The sequence below is a fragment of the Nonomuraea sp. NPDC048882 genome (assembly GCF_040649755.1).
GTDB lineage: Bacteria > Actinomycetota > Actinomycetes > Streptosporangiales > Streptosporangiaceae > Nonomuraea > Nonomuraea maheshkhaliensis.
The window spans coordinates 698,504-713,510 of record NZ_JBEZGB010000004.1 but is presented as its reverse complement, the minus strand read 5'-3'; the positions used below and the strand labels follow the sequence as shown (position 1 = coordinate 713,510).

Genomic DNA, 15,007 nt, shown 5'->3' with positions numbered 1-15,007 from the left:
CCGGAGAACTTACGGAGGAGGGCCCCGGTGAGCCGACAAATCGTTTCCATCGTGGGCGGCAAGGACGCCGCCGCAGCGACCACGTACGACTCGACCAACCCCGCCCGCACGAGCGAGGTCGTGGCACGGGTCGGGCTGGCCGACGCGGACACGTTCGCCGCCGCCTGCCGCACCGCCAAGGAGGCGCAGCGCGAGTGGGCCAAGGTGCCCGCGCCGGTGCGCGGCAGGGTGATCGCCTCGATCGGGCGGCTGGTGGAGGCCAATGCCGAGGCGCTGGCGCGGCTGGTGACCGAGGAGATCGGCAAGCCGTACGCGGAGGCTCTCGGCGAGGTCAGGGAGATCGTCGACACGTGTGACTTCTTCCTGGGCGAGGGCCGCAGGCTGTACGGGCAGACGGTGCCGTCCGAGATGCCGGACAAGAACCTGTTCACCTTCCGCAACCCGATCGGCGTGGCGGCGGTGATCACGGCGGGCAACTTCCCGGTGGCGGTCCCGTCGTGGTACCTGGTGCCGGCCCTGCTGTGCGGCAACGCCGTGGTCTGGAAGCCCGCCGAGTACGCCGCCGCCTCCGCGCACGCGATGTTCCGGCTGTTCACGGCGGCGGGCCTGCCCGACGGGGTGCTGAACATCGTCTTCGCCGACGGCGCCGACACCTTCCGCGGCCTTGAGCTGGCCCTTGAGCAGGGCAGCGTGCAGAAGGTGGGCTTCACCGGCTCCAGCGAGGTGGGCAGGAAGGTCGGCGAGCTGACCGGGCGGCACCTGCAGTCCGCCTGTCTGGAGCTGGGCGGCAAGAACCCCATGGTGATCATGCCGGACGCCGACCTCGACCTGGCCGTGGAGGGCGCGCTGTTCTCCGGGTTCGGCACCGCGGGCCAGCGCTGCACGAGTCTCGGCACGGTCATCGTGCACGAGAGCGTGCACGACGCGTTCGTCGAACGGTTCGCGCGGGCCGTACGCGAGGCCGAGATCGGCGACCCGGCGGGCGACGTGCTGGCGGGGCCGCTGCTCGACCAGAAGTTCGCCGACCGCTACGAGGAGTACCTGACCTGGATCCAGCCCCACCACCAGGTCGTCACGGGCCCGACGGGCCGCGTCACCGGCGGCAACCCGCGCGGCGGCTTCGACGGCGCCGGCGGCCTCTACTACCACCCGATCGTGGTGGACGGCGTGCGGCCGGGCGACCGGCTGTTCATGGAGGAGACGTTCGGCCCGATCGTGGGCGTCACCACGTTCGCCACCCTGGACGAGGCTGTCGAGCTGGCCAACCTGCCCGGCTACGGGCTGTCGAGCTCCATCTACACCACCGACCCGAAGCACGCCTTCCGCTTCCGCGAGGGCATCTCGGCCGGCATGGTCAGCGTCAACAACTCCACCTCGGGGGCCGAGGCGCACCTGCCGTTCGGCGGCAACGGCAAGTCGGGCAACGGCAGCCGCCAGTCGGGCATGTGGGTGCTCGACCAGTTCACCCGCTGGCAGGCGATGAACTGGGACCATTCTGGACGCCTGCAGAAGGCGCAGATGGACGTGGCCGAGATCGTCCCCGATCTGGGCTTCCGCCTGGCATGAGAAACGGGGCCCCGGAATCCGGGGCCCCGTCACTCGCAAGCGGTCGGTCAGACCTGGCCGGCCTTCTCCAGGGCCGAGCAGCAGGTGTTCACCAGCAGCCGGGTGACCACGTACGGGTCGATGTTGGCGTTGGGACGGCGGTCCTCGATGTAGCCCTTCTTGTCCACCTCGACCTGCCACGGGATGCGCACCGAGGCGCCGCGGTTGGAGACGCCGTAGGAGTACTTGTTCCACGGGGCGGTCTCGTGGTGGCCGGTGAGGCGGGACTCGATGTCGGCGCCGTACTGGGTGACGTGCTCCATCGGCTTGTCGCCCTCGCCGAGCGCCTCGCAGGCGGTGATGATGGCCTCGTAGCCCTCACGCATGGCCTTGGTGGAGAAGTTGGTGTGCGCGCCGGCGCCGTTCCAGTCGCCGCGGGCGGGCTTGGCGTCGAGGGTGGCCTCCACGCCGTGCTCCTCGGCGGTCCGGTAGAGCAGGTAGCGGGCGACCCACAGGTGGTCGGCGACCTCGATCGGGTCGGCCGGGCCGACCTGGAACTCCCACTGACCCGGCATGACCTCGGCGTTGATGCCGGAGATCTTCAGGCCGGCGGCGAGGCAGCGGTCGAGGTGGAGCTCGACGATCTCACGGCCGAACACGGCCTCGGCGCCCACGCCGCAGTAGTAGTGGCCCTGCGGGGCGGGGAAGCCGCCCTCGGGGAAGCCGAGCGGGCGGCTGCCCTTGAAGAAGGTGTATTCCTGCTCGATGCCGAACCAGGACTCCTGCGCCGCGAACTGCTCGGCGACCGGGCGCAGCAGCGCACGCGTGTTGCTGACGTGCGGCTCGCCGTCGATCTCCTCGACCTCGCACAGGACCAGCTTGTTGTCGCCGCCGCGGATCGGGTCGGGGCAGGTGAACACCGGGCGGAGCACGCGGTCCGACGAGTGGCCCTCGGCCTGGTTGGTGCTGGAGCCGTCGAAGCCCCAGACCGGGGGCTCGGCTCCGTCGGCCAGGATCTTCGTCTTCGAGCGCAGCAGAGCCGTGGGCTCGGTGCCGTCGATCCAGATGTACTCAGCCTTGTAGCTCACAACGGTCCTTTCGGGGTTTCTCTCAGCCACGCCGAGTCTTACGGATGGCCGTTTCCCGCTTTTTGCCCGAATGTGAACGGCGTGTTAATCAGGAACCGCTCCGCACAGTGCCGTCACCCTCGACGGTGAGCACCGCCTGCGGGCCCGCCTTGCCGCAGTCGGGGCCGTTGGGGAACACGCCCCGCGGTGTGACCTCGATCGTACGCTCCAGCACCGGCTCGGTTCCGGCGCCCCGCAGCGTCAGGCGCACCCGCACCGGCCGTTCCGGCAGCCCCTGGACCTCGCCGAACCCGTTCTCGTCCCCCGTGGGCACGGCCGGCGCCGCGCAGGTGTCGCCCGAGCAGGTCTCCTGGCCGGGCCGCGAGGACGGATGGAGCGGGGTCCGTGCCTGCCGGCAGGAGCCGTCCCAGCACACGTCCAATTCCACGGACTCGGCTCTGGCCGCGAGCGGCGCGCGTACGTGCACCGATAACCCGACGCGGGCGCCGATGAGCGTACAGGGCCTGGCGTCCGAGCAGCCTGCGGTGAGCAGGAAGGCGCAGGCGAGGAGGAGGGAGGCGGGGGAGGCTGGTCGCGGCACACCCCTAAGACGCGGGGCGGTCGCGTCCGGTTCGACGGTCGCGCCGGCGGTTGGTTCGACGGACCGTCACCTCCCTCGAAAGGACCGGCGTCCGCGTGGAGCGGGGCGGGGGCGGCGGGACGGGCATGACAGCGGGTGATCCGGGTAACACCTGCCACGACAACCCCGTAAATGTCGCCTTTCCCCACGGCGGCCGGCACCTCTGGAGCCTCATGTGGACGTTTCCGCCGGTGTGTGGTGGCTGACGATCCTGGGGATCGTCGGACTGCTGCTGTTCGACTTCGTCTTCCACGTCCGCAAGGCTCACGTCCCCACGCTGCGCGAGTCCTCGATCTGGTCGGCCCTGTACGTGGGCGTCGCGCTGCTGTTCGGCGCCGGCGTCTGGCTCTTCGGCGGCGCCGATCCCGGTGCCGAGTACTTCGCCGGCTACGTGACGGAGAAGGCGCTGTCGGTCGACAACCTGTTCGTCTTCCTCGTCATCATGGGCAGCTTCAAGGTGCCCCGCGCCGACCAGCAGAAGGCGCTGCTGTTCGGCATCGTCTTCTCGCTCCTCGCCCGCACCGGCTTCATCCTGCTGGGCGCCGCGCTGATCAACACGTTCGCCTGGGTGTTCTACCTGTTCGGCCTGATCCTGCTGATCACGGCGGGCAACCTGCTCAAGCCGGACGGCCACGAGGGCCGCTCCCCCGACAACCTCATGGTCCGGGTCGCGCGCCGGCTCCTGCACACGAGTGACACCTACGACGGCGACCGGCTCTTCACCGTGCAGGACGGCAAGCGGGTCATGACGCCGATGCTGCTGGTCATGATCGCCATCGGCGGGACCGACGTGCTGTTCGCCCTCGACTCGATCCCGGCCATCTTCGGTCTCACCCAGAACGTCTACCTCGTCTTCACCGCGACCGCGTTCTCCCTGCTGGGGCTGCGCCAGCTGTACTTCCTCATCGACGAGCTGCTCGACCGGCTGATCTACCTGGCGTACGGGCTGGCCGCGATCCTGGCCTTCATCGGGGTCAAGCTGATCCTGCACGCGCTGCACGAGAACAACGTGCCGTTCGTCAACGAGGGCCGGCCGGTGCCGGTCGTGGAGATCAGCACGGGGCTGTCCCTGTTGGTGATCATCGGCGTGCTGCTGGTCACGGTGGTGGCCTCGCTGGCCAGTCCGAAGGGGCGCGCGCAGAACACGGTGTCGGGGGTGCGCCGGTACGCGGAGGCGTACCTGGACGTCGAGCACGACCCGGTGGTGCGCGAGGAGCTCTTCGACCGGCTCCTCGCGAAGGAGGAGCAGTTCAGGCAGCTCCCGGAACGGTTCCGCAGGGGGATCCGCGACGAGGACCGGCTGCTGGCCCTGCTGCGCCGCGCCCACGAGGAACACGACCGGGCCTGACCTCGGGCGGCCGTCCACCCGAGGTCAGGCCCCGTGCACGGCCGCCCGCCCGATACGCCCGCTGAACGGCCTGCCACCCGATGTACGGGTGACCGGCCGATGTGCGGCCGACCGGCCGGTTTGTGCCGGGGCGGTCAGCCGCCGCGCCGGTCGGTGCCGTTGCCGTCGTAGCCGAGCAGCCGCATGGCCGTGTCCGGGTCCATCGCCGCGGCCAGCAGCTGGGCCCTGGCGTGGGCCTGGTCCCGTTCCTGCTCGGCCTTCACCTGCGCCGCGCGGACGCCCTTGATCGCCACGAACGCCAGCCCGGCGCCCACGATGACGGCGACGACCACGACGAACAGCAGAAGCAGCAGCCCTGGCGAGGCCACCGAGGGCGCCCCGGCCGAGCCGGCGGCGTTCCCGCCGCTGCCGAGGACGCCTGTCACGGCGAGCGCGGCGATGACGGAGATCACCACGAGGCCGAGCAGGCTGGCGACGACCAGCCAGATCCGGCCGATGCGGCGACGCCGCTGCGGCGACGGCGTGCCCGCCGCGGGCGTCCCCACGACGACCGGCACCGGCGCGGAGGCCCCTGCCGAGACCCCTGTGACAGGGCCGTTGGAGGGGGCGGCGCCCGGCGAGGAGGCGGCCCAGGGCACGAACTCAGGCCGGTCGGCCGGCTCGCGCTGCGCATCCTGACCGACCTGCACGGGCGGCCCCGTGGGCGGCGGCGCCTGGATCCCCGAGGAGCGCCCAGCAGCGGACCCGCCAGAGGTCCTGGCGGAGGACCCGGCCGAAGATCCCGCAGGAGATCCGGCAGAGGGCCCAGCAGGAGATCCGCCGGGAGACCCGGTAAGAGGCCCGGCGGAGGGTCCCGGTGGGGGCAGCACCTGGATGCCGGTGGGCGGGGCCGCGAAGGGCGGTGCGGACACCCCGGTCCCCTGCGCGGCATAGCCGACCGGCACCACCACAGCCGCCTCCTGGTGCCCGGGCAGCGCGCGGTCGATGTGGCTGTGCTCCTTGTGCGCCCTGGCCGCGTCGTGGTGGTACTCCTCCAGCTCCTGGTAGAGCTCGTCGGAGGCGTAGATGGTGCCGTCGATGAGCGGCCCCGGCTCCCTGCGGATGATCGCGACCACGTCGTCGCCGTTGAGGGTCTTGTGCGTCTCCAGCGCGTGCGCCAGGCAGAGCACGTCCCTGCGGTGCTCCTCCAGCAGTTGCTCGGTCCGCTCCAGCAGCCGTACCAGGTTGAACTCGATGCGCTCGCCGAGCACGTCGGGCGCGAGGTCGGGCTGGCGCCTGGCCGGCTCTCTCTCGGTGATGCCGATGCCGCCGCCGGGCCCGCGCTTGCGCATGGCCTTGCCGCCCATGATCTCCAGCTCCTGGAGCGCGGGCAGCGAGGTGACGCCGGAGCCCATGCCCCAGTACGACTCCATCATCGCGGTCAGGTAGGTGGCCGAGTAGAGGTCGCCGGAGACGCCGGAGGAGTTGTCCTCGCCGAAGAACATGCGCTCGCCGGCCAGCGAGGCCAGGGAGACCATGATGTCGGCCTCGTGCTCGGACTTCCACCGGGTGAACTGGTCCTCGGGCTTGATCGAGGCGACCATGCCGAGGTAGTCGGCGCCCTTCTCGATGGTGGCGATGTCGATCTCGAGGTGGAAGCGGGTCACGTACGCGACGACGGCGTGGCAGGCCTCGTGCACGGCCACGGCGTGCCGTTCGCGTTCGATGTACTCGACGTCCTCGGGCGGCCCGAGCTGCTTGAGCCGCTTGGCGCGCAGCACGTCCGACCAGGTGATGACCTCGCGCCCGTCCCTGATGGCCGTGATGAGCGACTCGTTGACCAGGTCCTTGATGGTGGCGCCGGTCGCGTACGGGGTGATCGTGGCGAGTTTGTCGATCTGCTCGGGGCTGAGCTCGTGCCACACCTTGTCGAAATAGCCCTGGTACGTACGCATCCGCCCGGCCTTGGACGGGTAGCCGACCTTGTAGATGCGGTCGATGCGGCCGGGCCGCAGTAGCGCCTCGTCCAGCGCGTCGGGCCGGTTCGTGGCCATCATGACGAGGATGCGGTATTTGGGCGGAGGCTTGGGCCGCATGCCGAGCAGCCGGCGGACGAGGCGGTTGAAGAAGCCGCGCGGCTTCTTGAGCCCTGACAGCTCGGTGAGCAGCGCCTGGAGCGTGCCGGGGTCGCCGCCGCTGTTCATGCCGCCGCCCATGAAGAAGCGGTTGCGCCTGCCCGGATCCTCCTCGGCCCGATTGCCGCCGCCGAAGGCGAGCAGCTGGCGGGTGGCCTCGGACATGTAGTTCGCGCCGTGGCAGCCGTGGACGCCGGACAGGCCGGAGAAGCCGCCGCCCTGTCCCGGCGGGCCCTGCTGGGCCAGGCGGCCACGCTTGCCGAGGGAGTCGGCCTCGTCGAAGAAGACGATCACTCCACCGTACCGGAGGGCCAGTTTGCGCAGTTTCCTGAACAGCGACTTGACCTTGAGGATGCCGATGCCCATGAACATGTTCGTGAACGCGCCCGGGTCCACGAACACGTACGGCTTGCCGGTCTCTCCGGCCACGGCCTCGGCCATGAGGGTCTTGCCGGTTCCCGGCGGCCCCCAGAGCAGCAGGCCGCTGGGGACGTACCCGCCGCGCCGCTCGATCTCGTCCGGCCGCTCCAGGAAGACGATGTTCTCCCTGACGCGCTCGACCACGTGGTCCTGCCCCCACACGTCGTGGAAGCGGGTCTTGATGTCGTCGGGAAAGTACGTCTCGACGCCGCCCCTGGACAGGAACCAGAACAGGCCGACGAACTGGATGATGACGAAGAAGAACAGGAAGACGATCTGCAGGAAGAACGGCAGCGCCTGCCAGATCAGCGCCGGGGCCTGGAGCAGCGCGGCGAACGGGCTGATGTCCAGGACGGCCCCGAGCACCAGGGCGATCAGGGTGATGAAGAAGACGATCTTGAGTGCTCTGGCGAGGCGGAAGCGGGTCCAGTCGTCGAAGCGGCGGTGGGTCCAGCGTTCGAAGCCGCCGAAGACCTTCTGGCTCCAGAAGCGGTGGTAGGCCGACCAGTGCTCGCTGACGAGGAAGTGCACCTGTCTGATGACCTCGGCGCCGAGCAGCCAGAAGATCCACTGGTATTCGATGGCGATCTTCTGCGCGGCGTCGGGGAAGGTCATGATGCCTTCGAAGTCGGCCATCACCTTCCACGTGAGGATCAGATAGGCCAGCACCAGGACGATGAGGAACTTGCTCCGGTCCCAGAACTGCATTTTCTTCCTGGTCACGGATTCGGGATCGGAAGGCCCGCTGCCGGGGGCGCGCAGCCCTTCATGATGAATGGTCGTGGTCAATGGTGCTCCCTCATCCGGGCAGCCGGAGCAGCTTGAACGAACTCGCGATCTTGTCGAACTCGGCGCCGCGCTTCTGGAAGCAGACCGACTGGCAGCCGATGAGCATGACGGAGACCGTGGCGCCCTTCTCGTCGAGGATCGCCGTGTGGTCGAAGGTCTGGACGTCGGCGCCGATCTGGTAGTTGAAGCGCACGTGGACGCCTCTTGCGCCGCCGTCGAGGGTGAGCACCTCGTCGCTGATGGGCTCGAAGCGGTTGAACATCGGCGGCTGGTTCGCCGTCGCGGCCTGCTGCTGGTAGAGCAGGCGCATCTGCTCGGTCACCGGCAGGATGAAGTCGCGCAGCCGGTTGAGGGAGATCGCGTCGCGCTGCTCCTCGGTGAGCTGGTGCACGGCGGCGTAGACGAACGGATCGGTCGAGCCGAGCAGGTGGTTGACCGACGGCCTGGCCGACTGGTCGAAGGCCGTGGACCAGACCCGCTGCGCCCGCAGCGCCGCGGCCTGCGAGCTCGGGTGGTCACCGGACAGGTAAAGTTCGATGGGATAGGCGTCGAGCTGCGTGAACGAGGCGGGCACCTTGAAGTACGTCGTTCCGGCCTTGTCACGGACGTAGGTGAATTCCGGCTGCCCGCACGCGGACAGCGTCAGGACCGCGACCATGAGCGCGATCAAACCCCGTGCTGTTTTCACCAGGGCTTACCTCCGCTTTACGGACCAACGGAGTTGTTGTGCCCGCTTTCAGTCGGTGATGAGCCCGGAAGGCGCTGGAAAGTCTTGACCAAATCTTGCCCGTTCATTGGCTTTACTTGTTACAGATCAAAAGCCCTCCGTACTGGGGCTGCGGCGCTCCGCTACAACGTTCATGCAACCCCCCATTGGTTCATCTCGGGAAGTAGCGAAAGATATGAGAATCCCTTCCGACACCCCCGGAGCGAACAATGACAGAGCCAGCGATGGAGACCATGGACTCCTTCGGCATGAACGCCGAGCGCCAGTTCGCCGACGTGTGGTCACGGACGATCCTGTCGGACAGGGAGCGCCGCCTGCTCCTGCTCGGGCTGCTCGTCGGGCAGGGGCATCACGACCTGATCGACGTGCATCTCGACGTGGCCCTGCGAGCGGGAGAGCTGAGCGAGGGCGAGTTGCGTGAGGTGGTGGTCGTCCTGACGCACTACGCGGGCTGGATCAGGGGCGCGAAGCTGAACGACCAGGTGGAGGAGCTGATCGAGCGCGTCAGGCGGGAACGATCCGGTAAATCGGGCCCTGCAGACTGAGCGCGTAGAGCTCCCCGTCGGGGCCCTCGCCGAACGACGACAGCTGCTCGACCTCGCCGACCTCGGCCGCCTCCCCCAGCTCGTCCATCGGCGCGGCCTTGATCCAGCCGGCGCAGAAGTCGCCGTACAGAAACTGCCCCTGCAGCCAGGGGATCTTCTGACCACGATAGACGTAGCCGGCGATGACCGAGCAGTTGCCGCCTTCGCCCAGCGGGTAGACGATCACCGGCTCGACCAGGTCGCGGGGGTTGGCCCGGCCGCGGAAGGGCCGGTTTCCCTCGCGCAGGTTCCAGCCGTAGTTCTCGCCGCCCTCGGAGCCGGCGGGCTGGTAGTCGACCTCCTCCAGCTCGTTCTGGCCGACGTCGCCGATCCACAGGTCGCCGGTGTCGCGGTCGAAGGTGAAGCGCCAGGGGTTGCGCAGGCCGTAGGCCCAGATCTCGGGCCGCGCGCCCTCCTTGCCGACGAACGGGTTGTCGCGCGGGATCGTGTACGGCCTGCCGCGCGGGTCGATGCGCAGGATCTTGCCGAGCAGCGTGCCGAGCTCCTGGCCGTTGCTCTGCGGGTCGCCCGCGCTGCCCCCGTCGCCGAAGGCGATGTAGAGCAGGCCGTCGGGGCCGAAGGCGAGCTGGCCGCCGTTGTGGTTGGCGTACGGCTGCTCCTGGGTGAGCACGTCGCGCCTGGCGGTGGCCCTGCTGCCGTCGTAGGCCCACTCGGTGATGTGGGTGTTGCCGCGCGCGTCGGTCCAGTCGAGGTAGACCCAGCGGCCGGTGGGGTGGAAGGCGACGCCGAGCAGCCCCTGCTCGTTGCCCGTGCTGACCTCGCGGGACAGGTCGATGACGGTCTCGCCGCCGGTGGTGCGCAGCCGGCCGGTCTGCTCGGCGACGTAGAGCCGGTCGTCGCCCGTGCGCACGGCGAAGGCCACCGGCTGGTCCAGGGTGGCGATCTTGTCGAAGCGCAGCTTGCCGCGCTCAGGCGGCGGCGTGGTCTCGGGGGGCGTCGTCTCGGGTGTCGGCGTCGGGACGGCCGAGGTCGTCGGCGCAGGGCTCGCCTGCGCGCCGGACGGTGCGGCGGACGACCCGGAAGGCGGCCCGGACGCACACGCGGTGAGAGCCATGAGCAGCAGCACGGCCACGACGAGGCGCACGTGTTCATCCTGCCATGCCGGAGAGCGGGGACGTTAAGGTTCAGGCATGCCTACCGCATTGATCACCGGCGCGACCGCCGGCATCGGCGCCGCCTTCGCGCGGCGCCTGGCCGCCGACGCCTATTCGCTCGTCCTCGTGGCCAGGGACGAGCTCCGCCTGGCCCAGGCCGCCGACCAGCTCAAGCTCAGGTACGGCGTGAACGTCGAGGTGCTGCCCGCCGACCTGGCCACCGACGAGGGCCTGGCCAAGGTCGAGTCGCGGCTGCGCGGCGGGGTCGACCTGCTGGTCAACAACGCCGGGTTCGGCAACGCGGGCCACTTTCCGCACGTGCCGGTCGCGGACGAGGTGCGCATGCTCAAGGTGCACTGCGAGGCCGTGCTGAGACTGACGCTGGCGGCGCTGCCCGGCATGAAGGAGCGTGGCAGGGGCGCGATCGTGAACGTGGCCTCCGTGGCGGCGTTCTTCACCCGCGGCACCTACAGCGCGTCGAAGGCGTGGGTGGTGAACTTCAGCGAGTCGGCCGCGAACGAGGTGGCCAATCCGCGCATCCGCATCATGGCGTTGTGTCCTGGTTTCGTGCGCACCGAGTTCCACCAGCGCGCCTCCATGGACTCGTCGAGCATCCCCGGCTTCCTGTGGCTGAAGGCCGACGACGTGGTCCGTGAGGCGATGCGCGATCTGGCCCTGGGCCGGCGGGTGTCGGTTCCCGACCTGCGGTACAAGGCCATCGTGGCGGTGGGGCGGCTGGTGCCGCGCCGGCTGCAGGCCATGGTGTCGCAGCGGATCGGCCGCTGAGCCGCCGTACGTACGCGAAAAAACGGGCCCCCGCCGCGGGAGGGGGTCGCGGTGGGGGCCCGAGCGACCGCGGGCGAGGCCCGCGGCCGGGAATCAGGTGTCAGCGGCGAGGACTCAGCGGTTGGCCTCGTGACCGATGGACAGACCCGAGGTCGGGTCGAAGAAGTGCAGGTTGTGCGTGTCGACGACCAGGTCGATGTTCTGACCGGGGCGCACGTGGCTGCGGGCGTTGACGCGGGCGGTCCACAGGGACTTGTCGCCCGTCAGCGGCAGCGCGGCCTCCTCGTCGTCACCGGTGTCGGCGGCGGCGACGGTGTCCTTGTGCTCGACCGGCGGGGCGTCGATGAGGAACAGCACGTTGATCTCGGAGCCCAGCTCCTCGGTGACCTCCGCCTTGACCGGCAGCGTGGCCCAGCCGTTGGCGTGGTTGCCGGCGGAGGCGGCGTCCTCGAAGTCGGACGGGCGGATGCCGAGGATGATCTTCTTGCCGACGTACTGGTCGAGACCCGGCTTGTCGGAGAAGGTCGACTCGGGGATCGTCAGCTTGATGTCGGCGAACGTCACGGCGGGGCCGCCGTCGCCGCGGACCAGCTCGGCGGTGACGAAGTTCATCGAGGGCGAGCCCATGAAGCCGGCGACGAACAGGTTGACCGGCTTGTCGAACAGGTTCTGCGGGGTGTCGACCTGCTGGAGCAGGCCGTCGCGCAGGACGCAGACGCGGTCGCCGAGGGTCATGGCCTCGACCTGGTCGTGCGTGACGTAGACGGTGGTGACACCGAGGCGCTCGTGCATCTGGTTGAGCGAGGCGCGCATGGAGACGCGGAGCTTGGCGTCCAGGTTGGACAGCGGCTCGTCCATGAGGAAGGCCTGCGGCTCACGGACGATGGCGCGGCCCATGGCGACACGCTGGCGCTGACCACCGGAGAGCGCGGCCGGCTTGCGCTTGAGGTAGGTCTCGAGGCCGAGCATCTTGGCGGCGTCGTTGACGCGCTTCTGGATCTCCGGCTTGGGCATCTTGCGCAGCTTGAGGCCGAAGGCGAGGTTCTCCTCGACCGTCATGTGGGGGTAGAGCGCGTAGTTCTGGAAGACCATCGCGATGTCGCGGTCCTTGGGCGGCAGGTGGTTGACCACCTTCTCGCCGATGGCGATCTCGCCGCCGCTGATGTCCTCCAGACCGGCGATCATCCGCAGCGCGGTCGACTTACCGCAACCGGAGGGACCGACCAGCACCATGAACTCGCCATCCTTGATCTCAAGGTTGAGCCCGTTCACGGCCTTTACGCCACCGGCGTAGATCTTGTCGACGTTCGTCAGAACGATGGATGCCATGACATTCCTTCGCGCTCCAGGGCGGTAGCCCGGATGTTGTTACCGTGTCCCCACCAACGTGGATACGTTTTCAAGCATCTCACCCGAAACGGACATCGGTGTCAAGGGTTACAGCGTGACCAGCCTTTGTCGGCCCTGGCGGCTTCCCGTTTCCGTGGAAGCATGATGGAATCGTTTCCATGGACAGGCGCGCGACGATCAAAGATGTGGCCGAGGCGGCCGGCGTGGGCGTCGCGACCGTGTCCCGCGTGCTGTCGGGCGGCTCTGCCAGCCCCCAGACGCGAGAGCGCGTCCTGGCCGTCGCCGCCCAGCTCGACTACCGGCCCAGCGCGCTCGGCCGCAACCTGCGCCAGCGCCGTACCGGAGGGATGGGCCTGCTCGTCCCCGACCTCACCGACACCTTCCACGCCCAGCTCGCCGAGGGCGTGCTGGCCTGCGCCCGCGCGGCCGGCGAGCCGGTCGTGCTCGGCTCCACGGGCGGCGACCCCGAGCAGGAGTCCGAGCTGATCGGGATGCTGCTGGAGCAGAGCGTCGATCGGCTCATCGCCGTGCCGTCGGGCGACGAGGACACCTGGGCGCCCGCGATCCGCGCGGGCATGACGGTGGTCTTCGCCGACCGCCTGCCCGCCCGCCCCTCGTCCGACGAGGACGACGACCCCGCTTCCAGGGCCGTCAACGACCTCATGCTGCTCGACGGCGTGTCCGCCGGCGCCCGGCCGCGCCCGCTCGACGTGCCGTCCGTGGTGGCCGACGACCGGGCGGGCATCCGTACGGCGGTCCGCTACCTGCGCGGCCTCGGCCACCGGCGCATCGCCTTCCTCGGCGGCCCAGGGCACGACCGGCGGGCGGCGGCGTTCGGGGCCGCCGTGGGCGCGCCCGTGGACGAGGAACTGGTCGTCTTCGCCACCGGCAGCCGCGACTCCGCCTACGCCGCCGCCTCCGGCCTGTTCCAGAGCCGCCCCGACCTGTCTGCGGTCGTCGCCGGGGGCAACGTCCTCGGGGAGGCGGCGGTGCTGGCCGCCAGGGAGCTCGACCTCCGGGTGCCGCGTGACGTGTCGCTCGTCATGTACGACGACGTGCCCTGGGCCGAGCTGTGCTCCCCTCCCCTGACGGTGATCGCCCAGCCGGGGCGCGACATGGGGTATCGGGCGGCCGAGCTGGTGCTGCGCTCGGGGGGGCGCAGGCCGCGCGGGGTGATGCTGCCCACGGAGCTCATCATCAGGGGCAGCTGCGGCCCGCACCGCCCATGAGCCGCCATCGCGCGGCCGTCACCCCCCGGTCGTCATAGCGCAGCCGTCATCCCGCAACCGTCAGCCCGCAGCCACCAGCCACCTTCCCGCAGCCGTCCGTCATCCCGCACCGGAGTAGCGGCGCGGCAGGATCATCACGGGGTTGTCGTCGAGGATCACCTCCGGCGGCCCGAACCGGGCCGCCACCTCCTTGATCTCCGGCTCGTCCAGCATCAGCAGCCGCCCCTCCTCGACGAAGACCTCCCCGTCCACCACCACGGTCGGCCGGTCCACCTGGCAGTCGCAGTGGGCGAAACCGGGCCCCGTGGTGACCGGCACCCCCTCGGTCAGGCCGTCGATGCCGCAGTAGAAGGCCCCCGCGTGCTTCTCGCGCTCGAACTGCGTACCGCCGGCCAGCCGGACCTTCGGGTTCAGCCCGAACAGGCCGTGCCGCATGTAGAAGCCGCCCGGCGCGTACCTGCGCAGCTGCTCGGCGGCGACCCCGCCCTCGATCTTGCGGACCAGGTTGCCTTCCAGCGTGATGCGCAGCGGCTCCTCCGGCACGCCGGTGACGGTGGAGTCCTCGACGACGAGCACGCCCTCGGTCTCGGTCGGCCAGAAGTTGGCGCCGCCGTACGGGAAGGGCCGCCAGTCGCCCGGCCGCAGCGCGCCCGGGTCGGGGTCGAAGGTCAGCCCGGAGAACGTCACGTCCGTCCCGCGCGGTGACGTCACCCGGATCGAGGAGGCACGCGACAACTGGCTCAGCGCCCGCCGCAGCAGCGCGTAGAAGACCTCGGCGGGCAGCCGGCCGCCGGTCAGCAGCGCGCCGGCCGTGGCGGTCATGTGCAGGGACAGGAAGCGGGCGGAGCGGGACTTGATCTGGTCGAAGAAGAGCGGCGCCGTGTGCACCTCGCCCCACCAGGTGCCGCTGATCACGACGTCGGCCTCGCGGAAGGCGGCCGTCTCGATGCCCAGCCACGCCTCCCTGTCCCATCCGCCCGGGGTGAACGGCGGCACCGACAGGATGCGCACGTCCGCGTCGCGCAGGGCCGCGGCGGCGGCGATGGCCTGCACGACGACGGGGTCGACGGTGTGCTCCATCATCAGCAGCACGCGCTCGCCCGGCTCAAGCCGGACGTATTCGCACAGGTTTCGCACGCCGGGCATCAGCTCCACGATCGCGTACGGCGACACGGCTGGTTCCGCGACATAGCTGAACGGCGATCCGGAGTAAGGGTTGGTCGTCATGGCGCGCTCCCTGCGGGACGTGGGTCTCGATGCGGTGCCATCCGCAACCTCGTTTCGATACCCCGC

General features: G+C 69.9%; 12 protein-coding genes. 5 read left to right on the top strand and 7 right to left on the bottom strand.

The annotated features are described in order from the left end of the window. The first annotated feature begins 27 nt into the window (after window positions 1-27). Window positions 28-1,566: an aldehyde dehydrogenase family protein gene (locus AB0C27_RS17580; RefSeq protein ID WP_357844744.1), complete on the top strand. Its 1,539-nt coding sequence runs from the start codon at window positions 28-30 to the stop codon at window positions 1,564-1,566. Between the two features lie 47 nt (window positions 1,567-1,613). On the opposite strand, the gene glnII is transcribed toward AB0C27_RS17580, so the two are convergent. Both glnII and AB0C27_RS17570 read right to left on the bottom strand, forming a co-directional pair. Then, complete coding sequence (glnII, locus tag AB0C27_RS17575; protein ID WP_357844741.1) at window positions 1,614-2,633, bottom strand: glutamine synthetase; 1,020 nt, start codon at window positions 2,631-2,633, stop codon at window positions 1,614-1,616. 88 nt (window positions 2,634-2,721) lie between these two features. After that, on the bottom strand, window positions 2,722-3,213 hold the full coding sequence (locus AB0C27_RS17570) for a hypothetical protein (RefSeq protein ID WP_357844738.1): 492 nt from the start codon (window positions 3,211-3,213) through the stop codon (window positions 2,722-2,724). 214 nt (window positions 3,214-3,427) lie between these two features. On the opposite strand from AB0C27_RS17570, the gene AB0C27_RS17565 reads away from it, so the two are divergent. Next, complete coding sequence (locus AB0C27_RS17565) at window positions 3,428-4,600, top strand: TerC family protein (protein WP_357844735.1); 1,173 nt, start codon at window positions 3,428-3,430, stop codon at window positions 4,598-4,600. Between the two features lie 134 nt (window positions 4,601-4,734). Here the strand turns inward: AB0C27_RS17565 and AB0C27_RS17560 are convergent, their stop codons facing one another. Next, window positions 4,735-7,923: an AAA family ATPase gene (locus tag AB0C27_RS17560; protein WP_357844732.1), complete on the bottom strand. Its 3,189-nt coding sequence runs from the start codon at window positions 7,921-7,923 to the stop codon at window positions 4,735-4,737. 10 nt (window positions 7,924-7,933) lie between these two features. Next, entirely contained in the window at window positions 7,934-8,581 is a 648-nt protein-coding gene (locus tag AB0C27_RS17555; RefSeq protein ID WP_357844730.1) for a hypothetical protein, read from the bottom strand. Window positions 8,582-8,859: 278 nt separating this feature from the next. Here AB0C27_RS17555 and AB0C27_RS17550 point away from each other — a divergent pair, with 278 nt between their 5' ends. Next, window positions 8,860-9,195 (top strand): carboxymuconolactone decarboxylase family protein, encoded by a 336-nt coding sequence (locus AB0C27_RS17550; protein ID WP_357844727.1) that lies wholly within the window; start codon window positions 8,860-8,862, stop codon window positions 9,193-9,195. On the opposite strand, the gene AB0C27_RS17545 is transcribed toward AB0C27_RS17550, so the two are convergent. Continuing rightward, entirely contained in the window at window positions 9,155-10,339 is a 1,185-nt protein-coding gene (locus AB0C27_RS17545) for a PQQ-dependent sugar dehydrogenase (protein ID WP_357844724.1), read from the bottom strand. The two genes, AB0C27_RS17550 and AB0C27_RS17545, sit on opposite strands and share 41 nt — an antisense overlap. A 46-nt stretch (window positions 10,340-10,385) precedes the next feature. Between AB0C27_RS17545 and AB0C27_RS17540 the strand changes: the two genes are divergently transcribed. Beyond that, the gene (locus tag AB0C27_RS17540) at window positions 10,386-11,135 is read left to right on the top strand and encodes an SDR family oxidoreductase (RefSeq protein WP_357844722.1); all 750 of its coding nucleotides are present in this window, start codon (window positions 10,386-10,388) and stop codon (window positions 11,133-11,135) included. Between the two features lie 114 nt (window positions 11,136-11,249). Here the strand turns inward: AB0C27_RS17540 and ugpC are convergent, their stop codons facing one another. Then, entirely contained in the window at window positions 11,250-12,464 is a 1,215-nt protein-coding gene (ugpC, locus tag AB0C27_RS17535; protein ID WP_357844719.1) for a sn-glycerol-3-phosphate ABC transporter ATP-binding protein UgpC, read from the bottom strand. A gap of 179 nt (window positions 12,465-12,643) precedes the next feature. Between ugpC and AB0C27_RS17530 the strand changes: the two genes are divergently transcribed. After that, complete coding sequence (locus AB0C27_RS17530) at window positions 12,644-13,714, top strand: LacI family DNA-binding transcriptional regulator (RefSeq protein ID WP_357844716.1); 1,071 nt, start codon at window positions 12,644-12,646, stop codon at window positions 13,712-13,714. A gap of 99 nt (window positions 13,715-13,813) precedes the next feature. Here AB0C27_RS17530 and AB0C27_RS17525 read toward each other — a convergent pair whose 3' ends face one another. Then, on the bottom strand, window positions 13,814-14,941 hold the full coding sequence (locus tag AB0C27_RS17525; RefSeq protein ID WP_357844713.1) for a hypothetical protein: 1,128 nt from the start codon (window positions 14,939-14,941) through the stop codon (window positions 13,814-13,816). Between the last annotated feature and the right edge of the window lie 66 nt (window positions 14,942-15,007).

Excerpts from the sequence above, each read along its gene's own strand:
- AB0C27_RS17555 (WP_357844730.1), bottom strand. The coding sequence starts at position 8,581 with ATGGTCGCGGTCCTGACGCTGTCCGCGTGCGGGCAGCCGGAATTCACC.
- AB0C27_RS17550 (WP_357844727.1), top strand. The coding sequence starts at position 8,860 with ATGACAGAGCCAGCGATGGAGACCATGGACTCCTTCGGCATGAACGCC.
- AB0C27_RS17540 (WP_357844722.1), top strand. The coding sequence starts at position 10,386 with ATGCCTACCGCATTGATCACCGGCGCGACCGCCGGCATCGGCGCCGCC.
- ugpC (WP_357844719.1), bottom strand. The coding sequence starts at position 12,464 with ATGGCATCCATCGTTCTGACGAACGTCGACAAGATCTACGCCGGTGGC.
- AB0C27_RS17530 (WP_357844716.1), top strand. The coding sequence starts at position 12,644 with ATGGACAGGCGCGCGACGATCAAAGATGTGGCCGAGGCGGCCGGCGTG.
- AB0C27_RS17525 (WP_357844713.1), bottom strand. The coding sequence starts at position 14,941 with ATGACGACCAACCCTTACTCCGGATCGCCGTTCAGCTATGTCGCGGAA.